Raw genomic sequence first — 15440 nt, forward strand, 5'->3', positions numbered from 1 at the left:
ACCGTCCGAGAACCGGACCCGGCCATCAAGATCATGATGGCGCGGATCCGGCTCCCGCAACAGCCCCGGCGCCCCACCTCAGCTGCGCACGACCATGTCCTCGAAGGACTCGAGGCGCTTCCAGCGCTCGGCGGGCGCGCGGGTCACGGGCATGAGGTCCGCGCCGGGCAGCGGCCCGAAGTCGAGGCCGGTGAGCTGGACGATGTCGGTGACCGGCACCTGGAAAGTGCGGAAGGCCCCGAGCGGCGGCGGATCGCCGGGCTTGGCGCCGGCCATCGCACGCTCGTAGTCACGGGTGAGGTCGGGGCTCTGGTCGAGGATGTACGCGGTCGAGGCGAGCTTGCCGCCCTGGATGAACGCGGCCACCTTCCAGAACCGCAGCGGTACCTGCATGCCCCGGTAGGGCGGGTCGGAGTCGTGCAGGACCGGGCCGGTCATCACACTCAGCTTGCGGTCGAACTCGGCGGCGTGGTCGAGGAGGTAGTTCTCCAGGCCCTGCCACAGCTGCTTGCCCTGGTTGAAGACGTCCGCCTGGGGGGCGGCATTGGTGAAGTGGAACGTGTCGACGTTGGCGCGGTTGGCCTCCGCCGTGGCGCCCCAGACTGGGTCCAGGCGGCGCACGAGGTGGCCGCGGTCCAGGGGGTTGTCGCGGTAGATGTCGTTCCCGCACTGGTGCGCCTGCGGCACCCGGGGGTCGAACTCCCACTTGTCGTCACGGGGCACGTCCTCGAGGATCTTCGCGCCGTCGATGCAGACGGCGGTGGAGGCGGCCAGCCGGCGGTCGGGGCGGAACACGACGGAGAAGTGCGTGTAGGGGAGGACGACGGTCTTGATCCCGGCGGTGGAGGGCTTTGGGAGGGGGATCGTCGGACCGAGGAACGCCGGGTCGTAGCCGGTGCGGTCGTCCAGGCCGGTGCGGGGGGTCGCGGAGGTCGCCGTCGGATCCGGTGGCGTCTCAATTGCGTTCATAATATGGGATTACCACGCACGAGGGATCATTCACGGTGCCGCGCGCCCGGCCACCCGAACAGCGGTCCGGCCGGGCGGGAACCGGATCGCCGGCCCCTGCGTCGTCGTACGGTGCGGTGTCGTGCACGTGATCACGACGCGAGGAGGTGCCGAACCGGAGAAGCATGGGCGGACGATGGGCGGACAAATGAAGCTTGCGGACCACAGGCGGGGGTGGGTTCTCGCCGCGCTTTCCGTGCTGACCGCCTGCCTGCTGGCCTTTCACGCCGCGGTCCCCAACACGGCCGGCCGTCCGGGCAGCCTCCTGGAGACGTTCCTCCCCTGGCTCGGCTTGACCATCCCGGTACTGCTGGGCCTGGCGCTGCTGCGCCGCTCGGCCGTCGCGTCGTTCGCGCTGCTGCTGCCCGTCGCCGCCTGGGTCGGCCTCTTCGGCGGCCTTCCGGTGTCCGGCCACGATCAGGCTCACGACGTCGTCGCGGTTCAGCACAACGTCAGCGATGAGAATCCGGACCCGGCGGGCACCGCGAGGGCCCTGGCCGGAACGCACGCCGACCTCATCGCCCTGGAAGAGCTGACGCCCTCCGCCGCGCCGCTCTATGCGGCGGCCCTGGCGGCGGACTATCCCCATCACACGACCGAAGGAACGGTCGGACTCTGGTCGAAGTATCCACTCGCGGACGCGCACCCGGTGGACATCAGGCCGGCGGGGGTGGGGGAGGGCTGGAACCGCGGACTGCGGGCGACGGCCAGGACGCCGCGAGGGGACGTCGCCGTGTACGTGGCCCACCTGCCTTCGGTGCGTCTCGGCCTTGCGAACGGATTCAGTTCCGTACGGAGGGACGAGAGCGCCGCCCTGCTCGGCGCAGCGATCGCCGCCGAGCCGCTGGACAGGGTGATCCTGCTCGGTGACCTCAACAGCACGGTGGACGACCGGGGACTGGCCCCGGTCAGCTCGCGGCTGAACGTGCCGGGCTCGGGGTTCGCGTTCAGCTGGCCCGCGGCTCTGCCCCTGGCCCGGATCGACCAGATCATGACGCGGTCCGCGACCGTCACCCACCTCTGGTCGCTGCCCGCCACGGGGAGCGACCATCTGCCCGTCGCCGCCCACATCAGGCTCTGAGGGGTGGTTGACTGACCGGATGCCGCTCGACGACTACGGCGTACTGGCCGGAACCCTGCACCGCCACTTTCGCGGTCGGCCCGATACACAGGGCCGCTGGTTCCACGTCAACCTGGAGGTCGACGCGCCCGCGGGCCGGTACCGGTGCGCCATCGACGTGGACAGCGAGCAGTCCGGCACCGGCGTGCAGTGGAAGGTCCTCACCCTCGCCGCCTCGGTCCTGGACCCGGCGTCCGCGCTGCCTCCCGGCTACCACAACCTCGCCCGTACGCCGGGATCGGGCGCCCTCGACCATCTGCGCCACCCGGCCTTGAACGGCCGGCGCGGCTGGGGGCTCACCTGGCTGGAGGCGGCCCTCGACCGGCTGAACCCGCCGCGCCCCTGGATCTCGGGCTCCTGTCGTGAGGCCTCGGCGGCGCTGGAGGCCGTCCTCGTACCCGGCCGGCCGGTCCTCGTCTTCGGCCAGCCGTTCGACCACGGGGGTCTCGGCATGCGCAACATCCACCAGAATCAGGGAGACCCGCACGGCAGCCGGTGGTGGGACGCCAACGGCAGCTGGCAGGACGGCGCGACGATGACCCGCAGGGACGACGGCTGGTACGACGCGTTCCTGTCCCGGTTCTCCACCCAGGAGACGGGCGGAGAGGGGGGACGCGGCCGGAACCGGTAAGGGCCGCCGCCCCGGAACGCCGACCGCGGCGCCCGGAACGCCGACCGCGCGGCACCACGCAAGTGCTACCGCGGCGCGCCGTGCGGCGGGAACGCGGGTGCGGCAGGCGCCGGTCCCAGGGTGGTCGTGCCGGGCGCCGCGCGGTGGCCCAGCCCCGTCCGGTACGCGTCCAGGGCCGCCTCGATCCGGCCCGTACGCCGCAGCAGGTCACCCAGCAGCCGGCACAGATCGGCGAGGTCGCCCGTCGCCCCGCTGCGTTCGAGCAGAGCCAGCGCCTGTACGTAGTGCTCCTCGGCGGACTCCGTCTCCCCGCGCTCCTCCGCGATGAGGCCGAGCAGCCGGTGCGCGCCGCCGGCGTGTACGGCGCCGTGACTGTCCCCCAGTTCCAGCAGCGCTGAGACCAGCCCTGCTGCCTCCTCGTACCGCCCGAGCCGGCGCAGTACATCGGCGAGTTCGACCTCCACCTGGGCGGTGTAGAGGGCGGCGCGCTTGGCCGCCAGCATGTCCCTGGCCGTGCGCAACTCCCGTTCCGCCGAGGCGAGGTCACCGTTCTGGGCCTGGACGTAGCCGCGCATCCAGTGGCAGTGGGCCAGGTCGGTCCGCAGCCGCAGCTGCCGGTAGACCGCCTGGGCTTTGGCGAGAGAGACGTCGGCGTCGGCCACGCGCCCCTCGGCGAGGAACGTCCGCGCGACCTGCCGGTGCATACCGGCCACCAGTGCCGGATCGCTGACCTGCGGCGCCAGCGCCAGGGCGAGTTCGGCGGCGTGGGCGGCGCGGGCGTGCGCCCCCATGTCGATGTACGGCCCGATGACGGCGGCGTAGAGCAGCAGCAGCGCCTCGGGGTCGGCCAGCCCGCTCGCGTTGAGCTCGTCGATGGTGGATTCGAGGAGATAGCAGGCGTAACGCAGCTCGCCGGCGAGCAGGTGCGCGACGGCGCGCCCCCGGATCGGGCGGGCGCGACGGGGCAGCGGCTGTCCGGCCAGCAGGCGTTCGGCCGCCTCGAAGTGCCGTACGGCGTCGGGGAGTTCACCAGACTCCAGGGCGCAGTCGCCGAGGCCCAGCAGAGACTCCGCCTGCTCGTCAGCGAGGCCGAGGTGCTCCGCGTCGGTCAGGAGCCGCCGGTAGCGGACGGCGGCCTCGTCGGCGGCGCCGGTGGCGAGCGCCTGCTGGGCGTCGGTCAGGGCCAGTCGCAACTCGGTGGCCAGGTGGGCGGGGCGCCCGGTGGTCAGTTCCTCGTACGAGGTGCCGAGGCGCCCGGCCAGGAAGCGCAGCGCGGTCTCGGAAGGCCTGACCTTCCCCGACTCCAGTGTGGAGATGTACGCCGAGGTGTAGGCGGGGTCCGCCAACTGCTTCTGTGTCAAGCCGCGTTCGGTGCGCATGCGCTGAACCCGGCGGCCGATCTCGGCCGGTTCGTCCATGAAAACCCCCTGGTTGCTCCAACTCCCCAGTATTCAGGGGGAGCCGTCCATTGCGCACGCCCCGCACGGCACCTAATTTAAGCAACCGATTCAGCATGCTTACGCATCCGCTTAAGTTCCTTTTCCTGAGGAGGACTTCATGGACTCAACCATCCGCCGGGCCCTGCGGCGCGGAGCCGTCGCGACGGCCTGCGCGGCCGTCGCCCTGCTGACCGCCGGCGGTCCCGTCGACGCGGCCACGGAGCCGCCCGCACCGGTGAAAGCCCGGGTGAAGGTCGAGATACCCGGGCCGGAACACGGCCATGACGCTGGATCCGGCTACGCCCGCGTACCCGCGGCAGGGCGGGAGAAGGCCGCGCCCCGGCTCTCGGAGGCCGAGCGGCAGGCCGACGGCGACGTCACCAAGATGATCGACAACGGCTCCACGGCCGACCGCCTGGACGTCGTCGTCATCGGTGACGGCTACACCGCCGCCGAGCTGGACCGGTTCCACGCCGACGCCCGCCAGAAGTGGTCGGAGGTGGCGGCGGTAGAGCCGTACACGACGTACCAGAACCTCTTCAACGTGTGGACGGTCGACGCTGTCTCCCACGACTCCGGCGTCTCCGGCGACCCGACCCCCGCCACCGTGCGCGACACCGCCCTCGGTTCGTACTTCTGGTGCGAGAACATCGAGCGGCTGCTCTGCATCGACCAGCCCAAGGTGGACGCGTACGTGGCTAAGGCGCCGGCCGCCGACCTCGTGATCGTGCTGGCCAACAGCGCCAAATACGGCGGGGCGGGCTACAACGAGGCCAGCGCCACCCTCGGCTACGAGGGCATATCGACGGCCTCGGCAGGCAACGCGAAGTCCGGCCAGGTCGCCATCCACGAGACCGGCCACTCGCTGGGCAAGCTCGCCGACGAGTACTTCTACCCCGGCCTCCCGGACTACGAGAAGTACACGGGCCCCGAGCCCGCCGAGTCCAACACCTCCACGCTGACCGCCGGCCCGATGGCCGAGCAGCGGACCAAGTGGTACCGCTGGCTGGGCGAGGAGTCACCCGATGGCGGCAAGGTTGGCGCGTACGAGGGCGGCGGCTACTACGTCACCGGGCTGTACCGGCCCACCGACAACTCGATCATGCGGGTCCTCGGCAAACCCTTCAACCTCCCCGGCGTCGAGTCGATGATCGCCGGGTTCTCCCGCCACGCGAGGCTCGTCACCCCGATCACCCCGACCGACCGCACCCTGCGGCTGCGGCACACCGCCAAGGCCGCGGTGCCCCGGCTGACCGGCGCGGACGGACGGCAGCTCGTGGTCCGCTGGTACCTGGACGGCCGGGAGCTGAAGCGGTTCGAGGGCCGGACCGAGGTGCGTGTGGCCGAGCTGTGGCTGCTCGACCTCCGCACGCACAAGCTGTCCGTCACGGCCGAGGACCGGACGCCCTCCGTGCGCGACCCCCGGATCGCCCGCGCCCTGCGCTCCACGGCCGAATGGAGCGTCCGCCTCTAGAGCGCCCCTCAAGCCCCCTTCAAGACCACCCCGTCAAGCCCCCCGGCCTGGCGGGGTGGCTGCCTAGGCCCGGTACACGCGCAGGTCGGACACCTCGTAGCTGATCTCCGACACGCCTTCCTCGGGGGCCGGATGGTAACGGCCCGCGCAGATCGACAGGTTGACGATGAGGTACGCGTGCCAGCCGCGGCCCACGCCCTTGCCGTCGGAGAAGACCCGGGCGCCGTTGACCCACCAGATCACCGACTTCCGCCCGAACTCCACCCGCAGGTCGACCCAGGCACCCGGGCGGACGGTCGGGTCGCGGTAGTAGCGGTGCGCCTGCCTGACGTGGTTGGACAGTTCCAGCAGATCCGGGTTGTCGGGGTGGTACTCGAATACGTCGATCTCCTGGCCGCCGTCCCGCCAGGTCCAGATCGCTGGCCAGGCCCCCAGCCTCAGCGGGAGCCGCACGCGCGCCTCCAGCACGTCGCCCGTGCGGACCTCGAAGCCCTGGTCGCTGCCCTCCGTGGTCAGCAGCCCGGTGTCCCAGTTGCCGTCCGGGCGCGGGGTGGCCCGGAAGATGCCGTCGCGGCTGTAGGAGGGGTCGTCCACCAGGTAATCCAGCTTGTTGTCCCCGGGGTTGACCGGCCCGCCGTCGGGATACGCCCAGGACCGGCCGGCGACCCACTGGTCGGCCGATCCGAAGTCTGCGGTGAACACCAGGGCCCTGCGGTTCCCGATGGCCTCCTCGGCGGGTGCGCCGCCTCCGCCGCCGGAACCCCGAAGGAGGGCCCGCAACCATTCGATCGGTCCTGCCAGCACGATGCCTCCACGGGTGATCGGTACCTCAGGAGGAGTTGTGCCCCCAAACGGAGGAGCATATGCCGATTGCCTTACGTTGAGTGTCTGAGTAACTACTCAAAGCGAGAGGCGGTTGTACGGAGTCCGATGAGAACGTGTGACGAGATGTCATAGGAGGCGTTCGGGTGGTGTGCCCGCGCATCCGCAACTGGGAGTTCCGCCTCCGGCCTCCTCGGTGGCAGTGACGACACACTCAATGCTGGAGGTCCTTGTGGTCAGTTGGAGGCATTCCCCGGTCGCGATGACGGGCCGGGAGCCCGTGGTCGATCCCTACCGCTTCGCGGGCGCGGACTTCGACTGCTGCGACACCGCGCAGTACGGCTGGCGCGACGGGGGCCGGCAGGACGTGGAGCCGCGCGCTGTGGACCGACGCCGCCTTGATCTGCATATGGCGCTCACCGCCGCGGGGATCGCCCCGGCGGCCGCCGATCTGGCGGCGATCGAAGCGCTGTGCACGCTGGACGACATGACGAGCGCGGCCGTCCAGCGGTGGCTCACTCGCGATGTGTGATGCGCGTCACGTTGCTCTGAAGCGGTGGGACCCCGATCCTTTATCCGCGCTTCCGGCTATCCGGGCTAGTGTGCGACCACACATCTGCAAGGGCGCAAGGTGCGAGGGGGCGCGAGATGAGCGGTGTCGTGATCCACGTGGCTGCGGCCGGCGGGGGTGCCGCGGTCACGTTGGAGCTTGGCCCGGGGGCCGTGGCCCGGTTCGGACGGGGTGCACCCGATCACCCGGTCGAACTCTTACTCGGGGACCGGTCCGTGCCTCGGCTGGCGGGTGAGATCCGGGCGTGCGACGACCACTGGCAGTTGAGCAATTTCAGCAGCACACAGAGCTACGTCGTGGAGAACCCGGAGGGCGCGGGCGAGTACTTCCGCGTGGCGCCGCGCCGGATCGGCGCGCCGGTGCCCTTCGAGTTCGCGCGCGTGGTACTGCCCTCGCAGGGCGCCCCGCAGAGCTTCCAGGTCTTCGCACCGGCCCACATGTACTACGACGCGATGCCGCTGCCGGCGACCCCGGCGACCGCCACCCTCATGGCCTTCCCGCTGGACGAGTCGTCCACGTACTTCCAGGTCCTCGTGGCCCTGTGCGAACCACGATTACGCGACGTGTCGGTGTCCGCCGTCCCCACCACCCGTCAGGTGGGCGAGCGATTACGCGCCCGCCCCGGGTTGCAGGAGATCACGGAGGCAGGGGTCAACTTCCACATCGACTACCTTGCCCGGAACAAGTTACGGGTGCGCCAACCGGCCGCGGACGGACAGCGGATGGACGGCAAACGCGAAGCCGTCGTCTCCCTCGCCCTGCGGTTCGGGCTCGTCCGGGAAGAACATCTCAGCCTCCTGCCGCCGCGCCCCACCGCGATCTCCGTGGTCGCGTCATGACGGGCTCCGCGGATCACCACGACGGCGCGACGGCAGTCCCTCCCGGATACCGGGTCGGCGACTGGGAGATCACGGGCTTCCTTGCCGCGGGCAGCTGGGGCAGTGTGCACCTCGCCCGGCGTCTCGGCCCGGTACCCGACGGCGAACCGGCCGAAGCCGCCGTCAAGTTCCTGTCCACGGCAGGCCTCGCCCCCCGGCAGGCACGAGCACTGGCCGAGACGGCGGATCGCGAGGTGACCTTCAGCCGTATGACCGAGCACCCGTATCTGATCCGGGTCCTCGACACCGCCGTCATCTCCGATCCCGACTCACCCGCGCTGGACGGGGCAGTCGCCCTCGTGATGGAACGCGCATCCCGCAGCCTGCTCGACGAACTGTCCACCCCCGCCGAGGGGAACGCCGCGGAGGCGCTGCCGCGCGACGCCGGTGCGCTCCTGATCCAGATCGCCGAGGCACTCGCCTACCTGCACGAGTCCGGCTGGGTCCACGGCGACCTGAAACCGGGCAACGTCCTGCTCATGGCCGACGGCACCGGCCGCCTCGCGGACTTCGGCCTGGCAGCTCAGATCGAAGGCACGCACGGCTACGCGCCACCGCTCGGCTCGCCCGACTACCTTCCGCCCGAGCGCCGCAGCGAGCAGCTCAGCGAACGGGGAGTCGTCACCCGCCCGGCCACCGACATCTGGGCGTTCGGCATCACCGCCCACCAGGTGCTCACCGGAGGGGCCTTCCCCTTCCCCGGCGCCACACCGGCCGCACGCGCCGCGGCCGCCCAGGAGTACGCGGAGGGCAGGACCCGGCTGCGCCTGGGCCCGGAGATCCTCCCGGCCTGGCGCTCGGTCCTCACCTCGTGCCTGGAGGTCGACCCCGTCGTCCGATCCGGACACACCATGGAGTCGCTGCTGCCCCGGATCCGCGCCGCCGTGCGGGAGACCGCCCCGCGCAACCGGCGTCGCGGCAGGTGGCTCCTGGCCGCCGGTGCGCTGGTCTCGGCGGCCTCGGGGGTGGCCGTGTGGTCCGGGCTCCTCGGCGGCGGCCAGGCCCAGGCCGCCACGGTGCGGATCCATGTGTTCAACATCGACGGCAACTGCAAGGACCAGACCGAGCGTCTGCGCGCGTGCAGCCTGGGCCTGGCCCGGGACCCGCACCTCAAGTACGACGCGAACAACGTGGTCTCGCACCGGGTCTGGCACGGTGACGTGCTCAAGACCGACTGCGTCGTGAACGACGGCGACCGGGTGGAGGACGAAAAGGGCATCGGGACCCCGCGCTGGTACAGCATCCGCTTCGACGATCCCGCCGAGGGCCGGGCCTGGCTCCCGTCGGTCCGCACCCACGACGATCCGAAGGTACCCGTCTGCGAGGACACCACCGGAGCCTGAGCCTGACGTCATCCCGAATCCCGACAGATCCCGTCCGATCGATCAGATCGGGCGGGATCTTGTCGTTTTCTGGCGCGAGGGTGGACCAATATGACTGGGAATGAGCCATCCTCCGAAACGGGGGCGCCGGCCCGCGCAGGGTGCGGGCCGGCGCCCCGGGGGAGGCTGGCCTGGTGCGCCCTGCCGCCGCCCTGTGTGTTCCGCCGATACCGGGGCGGAGATGAACGGGGCGGCATCGGTCATCGAACACCTCGGCCGGAGCGGATCCGGCTCGCCGCTGCACGTTCACCACAACGACGACGAATGGTGGTACGTCCTCGACGGGGAGATGACCTTCTGGGTGGCCGGCGGGTCGGCGGCATCGACTACCCCCTCGCCCCGTTCAACGGCTGGTACATGGGCACCGAGATCGGCGCCCGCAACCTGGTCGACGAAGGCCGCTACAACCTGCTGCCCGCCGTCGCCGCGTGCCTCGGCCTGGACACCACCAATGAGAGCACGCTGTGGCGCGACCGCGCGCTGGTCGAGCTCAACGTCGCCATCCTGCACTCCTTCCAGGCCGCGGGCGCCCGGATCAGCGACCACCACACCGAGTCCCGCCGCTTCCTCACGCACCTGGCCAAGGAGGAACGCCAGGGCCGCACCGTACCCGCGGACTGGAGCTGGATCGTCCCCCCGGTGTCGGGTGGCATCACCCCTGTCTTCCACCGCTACTACGACGACGCCGACCAGCGCCCCAACTTCTACCTCGACGGCCGCGACGGAGTATCGGACCGGGGCGGATGCCCCCATCAGCAGTGACGCCGACGTACCGGCGCCGCTACTGCGGCAGGCCGAGCACCAGGAGGATCACGGTCAGCGGCGGGAGCAGCGCGCACCACCCCACCGCCCGGCGCGCGGTGGCGAAGCGGCGACGACCCGGAATGAGCCAGGACGCCAGGAGCAGTGCGGGTGTGGCGGTGAAGGTCGCGAACAGGGCGCCGCTGACGACTCCGAGGGTCTGATCCAGGGCGAGGGAGCAGTTGTCGGGCCCGCAGCTGTCCGTGGCCATCGGAGCGAGTCCGCCGAACAGGAGCGCCACCGGTACGAGGATCACGGCGAGCACCGTGACCCACACGGGTGCCGCCGAGGAGTTTTCGTCAGGGTTCAGGTCGTTCATGAGGCCAGTGAACCGCCTGGCCGGGCCGGAACACCTCGGGCCGCGTACTCAGGCGGCGGTGGTGGTCGTACTCATGTTTCCCCCCGGGCATCGGTCAGCGGGTCGGGGGAGGGGTGTGGACGCGGATGCGGAGCTGCTCGGTGAGAGCGTCTCCGAGGGCGGGGTCCGCGGGACCGCTGTGGTCGATGCCGAGCTGGGCCGCCAGGTCGGTGGTGTGGAGGAGGGCGGCGGCCTCCAGGAGCCGGGCGTAGGCGTCGGCGGCGCCGCGGACGCGCCGGCGAGCGGTCAGGGCGAGCACGGCGGCGAGCGGGGCGGCGGGCCACCACCACGCGGTCAGCGGGGCGTACAACAAGGCCCAGCCACCCAGGGTGGTGGCGCGGGTCAGGGCCTGTTCGGCGGCGGTGATCTCGGTGCGGGTGTCCTCGGGCAGGGTGAGCCACAGGTGGGGCCACAGGACGGCGAGGTCCAGGTGGTGATCGCGCTCCAGGCGGACGGCGACGGCGTGGATGCGGTCGCCGCTCCAGGTGGGCCGGTCCGGCGCCTCGGCTGAGATACGCAGCATCGCGTGGTGCGCGGCCCGGCGTGGAGCGGGGTCGGCCCGGCGCTGGTCGAGGGCGAAGGCGCGGGCGTCGGCGTCGAGTTGTTGCCCGTAGCGGTGCGCGGCGGCGGTCCATCGGGCGTGGCGGCGGTTGACGCGGGTGTGCGCCCAGAACCGCAGCGGGCGCGGCCAGGTGCGCCAGTCGGCCGCCAGCGCGGTGTGCTGGACCAGCGTAGCGAGGCCCTGCGCAGCCAGGCCGGCCGTCGCCGCGACGGCGAGGACCACGCCGAGCAGGACGGCCTGTCCGCCGAGGGTGGTTGCCGCGGGCGTCTGCGCCCAGTGGGTGATCCGGTCGGTGAGGCGGGCGTGGTCCAGGGCGTGAGCCTGCCCGAGGGTCTTGGCGGCTGTGGCGATCGCCAGGAAGAGCGCCCCGGGCAGGACCAGCAGCGTCAGCCAGCGCTCGGCGAGTTTCTGCCCCAGGACGCCGAGGAACCCGTCCACCACTACAGCCGCTCCCGGCGCAGCGCCCGGCCGCTGATGCGGCAGGGGCGCGCGCCGGGGCCGTCGGGCCAGCTGTAGCGCGAGCACTGGCCCGTCGGGCACAGCAACACCCAGGCCTCGGGCGCGGCCGAGTCGATCCCGATCGGACTCAAGCCCCGCACCCGGCCCTGGATTCCCGCCGCGTCGCCCGCGGCCAGCAGCGCCTCGTGCAGCGCGGCCAGTGGCGCGGTCAGATCCACTCGGTCGAGCAGCGCCGCCATCAGGCGATCGAGGGGCGCCGCGCCGCCCCCGGCGCCGTGTGCCGCCTCCAGGTTCGCGCGGATGCGTTCCACCTGGTCGCACACGTACGCCAGTTCCTCGCGCTGCTCGGCGCTGCGGCCGTCGTGCAGGTCGGTCACTCCATGCCTCCCCGTTCGTCGCCGAGCCCCTCGGCGCGCTGCTGTGCGGCTACCGTGTCCGAATTTGACCGGCTCGGCCAACTTGCCGTCTATCTTTCACAGTTGATGATGTCGCAGTGAGGGGTGGGGCGCATGCGAAAGCGTGAAGAGCTGCTGGCAGCGGTGCGGGCGCGGGTGGAGCGGGTGGCCGCCACGGGAGACCCGTCCGCCGTGCTGGAGCCGACCGCGCTCGACGAGGCACGCCGCCTGGAGGAAGACATCGCCCACGACACGGGCGTACCGGATCAGGAAGCCCAGCGTGCCCTGGGCTGGCTCCACTACCGCCGTGCTCAGGCGCTCGGACCAGGGCAGGGCGAACAGGACCGGGAGGCCGCGGTCCGCTTCTTCGGGTGGTCCTTCGTTGTGGGAGTGGACAGCCTGCCTCAGCCGCTGCTCACTGCCCTCGCCGCACAGGCGGCCTATGCCGCGGAGGGCCTGCTCGATCTCGCATTGCGCGCCAAGGATCCCGCACTTCTGACATCGGCCGTGACATTGCTCGGACGTATCGTGCGCAACCTCCCCGACGGCCACCCCGACCGCGCCAGATGCGAGTCCAACCTCGGTTCCGCCCTTTGCGAGAGGTTCGAGCGGACGGGGGAGCTGGCGGATCTGAACGAGGCGGTGGAGCTGAGTCGTGCCGCCGTCCGGGCGACCGCCGACGACCACCCCGAGCGTGCGGGCCGCCTGACCAACCTGGGCACCGCCCTGCGCGCGCGGTTCAACCGCATCGGTGACCTCAGGGACTTGGACGAGGCGGTGGAGGCGAACCGAGACGCCGTGCAGTCCGCGCCGCCCGACTACCCCGACCGTGGGCGCGTCCTGTCCAACCTCGGCGTCGCCCTGTGGGCGCGGTACGAGCGGATGGGGGACCCGGCGGACCTGAACGAGGCGGTGGAGCTGGGTCGTGCCGCCGTCCGGGCGACCGCCCACGACCACCCCGAGCGGGCGGGCCGCGTGTCCAACCTCGGTATCGCCTTGTGGGCGCGGTACCAGCGCACGGGGGAGCTGGCGGATCTGGATGAGGCGGTGGAGCTGGGTCGTGCCGCCGTCCGGGCGACCCCACCCGACCACCCCAACCTCGCCATCCGCCTGACCAACCTCGGCAACGCCTTGGAGGCCCGGTTCGAACATGTCGGGGAGTCGGGGGACCTGGACGACGCGGTGGAGACGCGGCGCGCCGCCGTCCGCGCCGCGCCCCGCCACCACCCCATCCGGGCGGGCCTCCTCTCCAACCTCGGTATCGCCTTGAAGGTGCGGTTCGAGCGGATGGGGGAGTCCGCGGATCTGGATGAGGCGGTGGAAGCGGGCCGTACCGCGGTCCGGGCGACCCCACACGACCACCCGGCCCTCGCCATGCGGATGTCGAGCCTCGGCAACGCCCTGCGCGCGCGGTTCGAGCACGCGGGAGACCTCAAGGATCTCGACGAGGCGGTGCAGGTGAGCCGAGGTGCCGTCGAGGCCACCCCGCACGACCACCCCAACTACGCCAAGTGCCTGTCCAACCTCGGGATCGCCCTGCGTGCGCGGTTCGAGCGCACGGGGGACCTCAAGGATCTGGATGAGGCGGTGGAGATCGGTCGCGCGACCGTCGGGATCTCCCCGGACGACCACCCCGACCACGCGACACACCTGAACAGGCTCGCCAACGCCCTGCGGGTGCGGTCCGAGCGAACTGGCGGACCGGCCGACCGGGAAGAGGCGGTGTCCCTCTGGGAGCGGGCGGTCGAGGTGGAGACGGGCCCGCCGTCGATGCGGCTCCATGCGGCGCGTGCGGCGGCGATGCTGGCTGCCGACTCGGAGCCCGGCCGGGCGGCCGGGCTCCTGGAGCGGGCCGTGCTGATGCTGCCTACGATCGCACCACGTCGACTGCGGCGCGGTGACCAGCAGCACGCCCTCGACAGCCGCAAAACCGCGGGTCTCACCGCCGACGCGGCCGCCCTGGCCCTGGCGGACACGAGCGGCACCTCGGGGGAACGGGCCGCCCGGGCACTGCGCCTGCTGGAGGCCGGACGCGCCGTACTCCTGTCCCAAGCGCTGGACAGCCGAAGTGACCTGACCGACCTGCGCGACCAGTACCCCCACCTGGCCGCACATTTCTCCGAGCTGCGCGAGCTGTTGGACCAGGACCCCGCCACGGCGGCCACCGCGACCGGTGCGGACCGGCGAGGGAGGACGGGACGTGAGCGCCACCAGCTGGTGGCGGAACTGGACGAATTGCTGGGGCGCATTCGAACCTGCGAAGGGTTCGCCGCCTTCGGCCTGCCCCCCACCCTCGACGACCTCCTGGCCGAAGCCGCGCACGGCCCCGTGGTGACGTTCAACATCAGCCAATACCGCAGCGACGCGCTCCTGCTCACCCGCGATGGCGTCACCTCATGCCCGCTGCCCGGACTCAGTCTGGACACCGTCCTCGACCGGGTCACCGCCTTCCGCGGGGCACTGGCCGAGGCGGCAGCGCCCGACGGCGACCGGGTGACGGCGCAGCGGGCGCTGCGTCAGATCCTGGAATGGCTCTGGGAGACGGCGGCCGAGCCGGCCCTCACCGCCCTGGCTGCCTCGAGCGAAGTGAGTACTCCCTCCCAGAACGGGGAAGCGCTGCCACGCGTGTGGTGGGCACCGGGCGGGCTCCTCGGGCTGCTGCCCCTGCATGCCGCCGGCCACCACACCGACCCCCAGGACGGCCCTGGCCGCCGTACCGTTCTGGACCGGGTGATCTCCTCCTACACCCCCACCATCCGCGCCCTGCGCCACGCGCGTCGGCGCCGTTCCCGGCCCGCCGACCAGCTGCCCGCCGACCAGCCGCGGTCCCTGGTCGTCGCCATGCCGACCACCCCCGGCCATACCCCGCTGCCCTACGTCGCGGAGGAAGCCCGCCGGATCCGGGAGCTCCTGCCCCGCCCGGTGCAGCTCACCGAACCCGCCCCGGCACCCGACGGCACCGCTCTCCCTCCCAGCGCCGACACCCCGACCGCCACCGCCCAAACCGCCGACTTCCCGACCGCCGACTTCCCGACCGCCGCGACCGTCCTCGCCCGCCTCCCCGAGTGCGCGATCGCCCACTTCGCCTGTCACGGCGCGAGCGACGGGACCGACCCGTCTCGGAGCATGCTCCTCCTTCACGACCACGCCACCACACCGCTGACCGTCTCCGCGCTGGCCCAGGTCAATCTCGAGCGCGCCCGGCTCGCCTATCTCTCCGCCTGTGACACCGCGAGCCTCAGATCGGGCCCGATCGACGAGGCCATCCACCTCACCAGCGCTTTCCAGCTCGCCGGCTTCCCCCACGTCGTCGGAACGCTGTGGCCGATCGACGACCGCCTGGCCGTCGAGGTCGCCGAGTCCTTCTACACGCACCTGACCACCGGCCCGGCCGGAACGCTCGACCCGGATCAGGCCGCCACGGCCTTGCACCACACCATTCGAGCGGTGCGTGACCGCTACCCGGCGACCCCCTCGCTCTGGGCGGCCTACCTCCATGCCGGCGCGTGAACAAAAAGGGGCAAGCGCGCCAGAACGGCG

13 protein-coding genes and 1 pseudogene are annotated in these 15440 nt (G+C 71.8%); 8 read left to right on the forward strand and 6 right to left on the reverse strand.

What is annotated here, in order from left to right; genetic code table 11:
• Positions 1–78: 78 nt before the first annotated feature.
• On the reverse strand, positions 79–969 hold the full coding sequence (locus J7I97_RS11590; protein ID WP_214933511.1) for a DNA/RNA non-specific endonuclease: 891 nt from the start codon (positions 967–969) through the stop codon (positions 79–81).
• Between the two features lie 175 nt (positions 970–1144).
• Here J7I97_RS11590 and J7I97_RS11595 point away from each other — a divergent pair, with 175 nt between their 5' ends.
• Both J7I97_RS11595 and J7I97_RS11600 read left to right on the forward strand, forming a co-directional pair.
• Positions 1145–2089, forward strand: a complete 945-nt coding sequence (locus J7I97_RS11595; RefSeq protein WP_374103703.1) for an endonuclease/exonuclease/phosphatase family protein — start codon at positions 1145–1147, stop codon at positions 2087–2089.
• Positions 2090–2108: 19 nt separating this feature from the next.
• Positions 2109–2759 (forward strand): DUF2278 family protein, encoded by a 651-nt coding sequence (locus J7I97_RS11600; RefSeq protein WP_214933515.1) that lies wholly within the window; start codon positions 2109–2111, stop codon positions 2757–2759.
• 65 nt (positions 2760–2824) lie between these two features.
• Here J7I97_RS11600 and J7I97_RS11605 read toward each other — a convergent pair whose 3' ends face one another.
• Positions 2825–4177 (reverse strand): helix-turn-helix transcriptional regulator, encoded by a 1353-nt coding sequence (locus J7I97_RS11605; protein ID WP_214933517.1) that lies wholly within the window; start codon positions 4175–4177, stop codon positions 2825–2827.
• Between the two features lie 139 nt (positions 4178–4316).
• Here J7I97_RS11605 and J7I97_RS11610 point away from each other — a divergent pair, with 139 nt between their 5' ends.
• Complete coding sequence (locus tag J7I97_RS11610; protein WP_214933519.1) at positions 4317–5672, forward strand: M64 family metallopeptidase; 1356 nt, start codon at positions 4317–4319, stop codon at positions 5670–5672.
• A gap of 63 nt (positions 5673–5735) precedes the next feature.
• Here J7I97_RS11610 and J7I97_RS11615 read toward each other — a convergent pair whose 3' ends face one another.
• Positions 5736–6395 (reverse strand): beta-glucanase, encoded by a 660-nt coding sequence (locus tag J7I97_RS11615; protein WP_374103706.1) that lies wholly within the window; start codon positions 6393–6395, stop codon positions 5736–5738.
• A 316-nt stretch (positions 6396–6711) separates the two neighbouring features.
• On the opposite strand from J7I97_RS11615, the gene J7I97_RS11620 reads away from it, so the two are divergent.
• From J7I97_RS11620 to J7I97_RS11635, 4 genes and pseudogenes are all read left to right on the forward strand, one after another.
• Positions 6712–7026: a hypothetical protein gene (locus J7I97_RS11620; RefSeq protein ID WP_251058715.1), complete on the forward strand. Its 315-nt coding sequence runs from the start codon at positions 6712–6714 to the stop codon at positions 7024–7026.
• A gap of 116 nt (positions 7027–7142) precedes the next feature.
• Positions 7143–7904, forward strand: coding sequence for a serine/threonine protein kinase (locus tag J7I97_RS11625; protein WP_214933521.1), 762 nt, complete (start codon positions 7143–7145; stop codon positions 7902–7904).
• Positions 7901–9286, forward strand: a complete 1386-nt coding sequence (locus J7I97_RS11630; protein ID WP_214933524.1) for a protein kinase — start codon at positions 7901–7903, stop codon at positions 9284–9286. Before J7I97_RS11625 ends, J7I97_RS11630 begins: the two co-directional genes overlap by 4 nt.
• Positions 9287–9634: 348 nt before the next feature.
• Positions 9635–10087 (forward strand): annotated as a pseudogene (locus tag J7I97_RS11635) (nitric oxide synthase oxygenase); the annotation flags it as partial.
• A gap of 19 nt (positions 10088–10106) precedes the next feature.
• On the opposite strand, the gene J7I97_RS11640 reads toward J7I97_RS11635, so the two are convergent.
• The 3 genes from J7I97_RS11640 to J7I97_RS11650 form a co-directional block, all read right to left on the reverse strand.
• The gene (locus J7I97_RS11640; protein ID WP_214933526.1) at positions 10107–10445 is read right to left on the reverse strand and encodes a hypothetical protein; all 339 of its coding nucleotides are present in this window, start codon (positions 10443–10445) and stop codon (positions 10107–10109) included.
• Positions 10446–10539: 94 nt separating this feature from the next.
• Positions 10540–11487, reverse strand: coding sequence for a hypothetical protein (locus J7I97_RS11645; RefSeq protein ID WP_214933528.1), 948 nt, complete (start codon positions 11485–11487; stop codon positions 10540–10542).
• Positions 11487–11882: a hypothetical protein gene (locus J7I97_RS11650; RefSeq protein WP_214933530.1), complete on the reverse strand. Its 396-nt coding sequence runs from the start codon at positions 11880–11882 to the stop codon at positions 11487–11489. Before J7I97_RS11650 ends, J7I97_RS11645 begins: the two co-directional genes overlap by 1 nt.
• A gap of 132 nt (positions 11883–12014) precedes the next feature.
• Here J7I97_RS11650 and J7I97_RS11655 point away from each other — a divergent pair, with 132 nt between their 5' ends.
• Positions 12015–15410 (forward strand): CHAT domain-containing protein, encoded by a 3396-nt coding sequence (locus J7I97_RS11655; protein ID WP_214933532.1) that lies wholly within the window; start codon positions 12015–12017, stop codon positions 15408–15410.
• Positions 15411–15440: the final 30 nt, after the last annotated feature.

It is taken from the genome of Streptomyces sp. ISL-87, from assembly GCF_018614095.1.
Classification (GTDB): Bacteria; Actinomycetota; Actinomycetes; order Streptomycetales; family Streptomycetaceae; genus Streptomyces.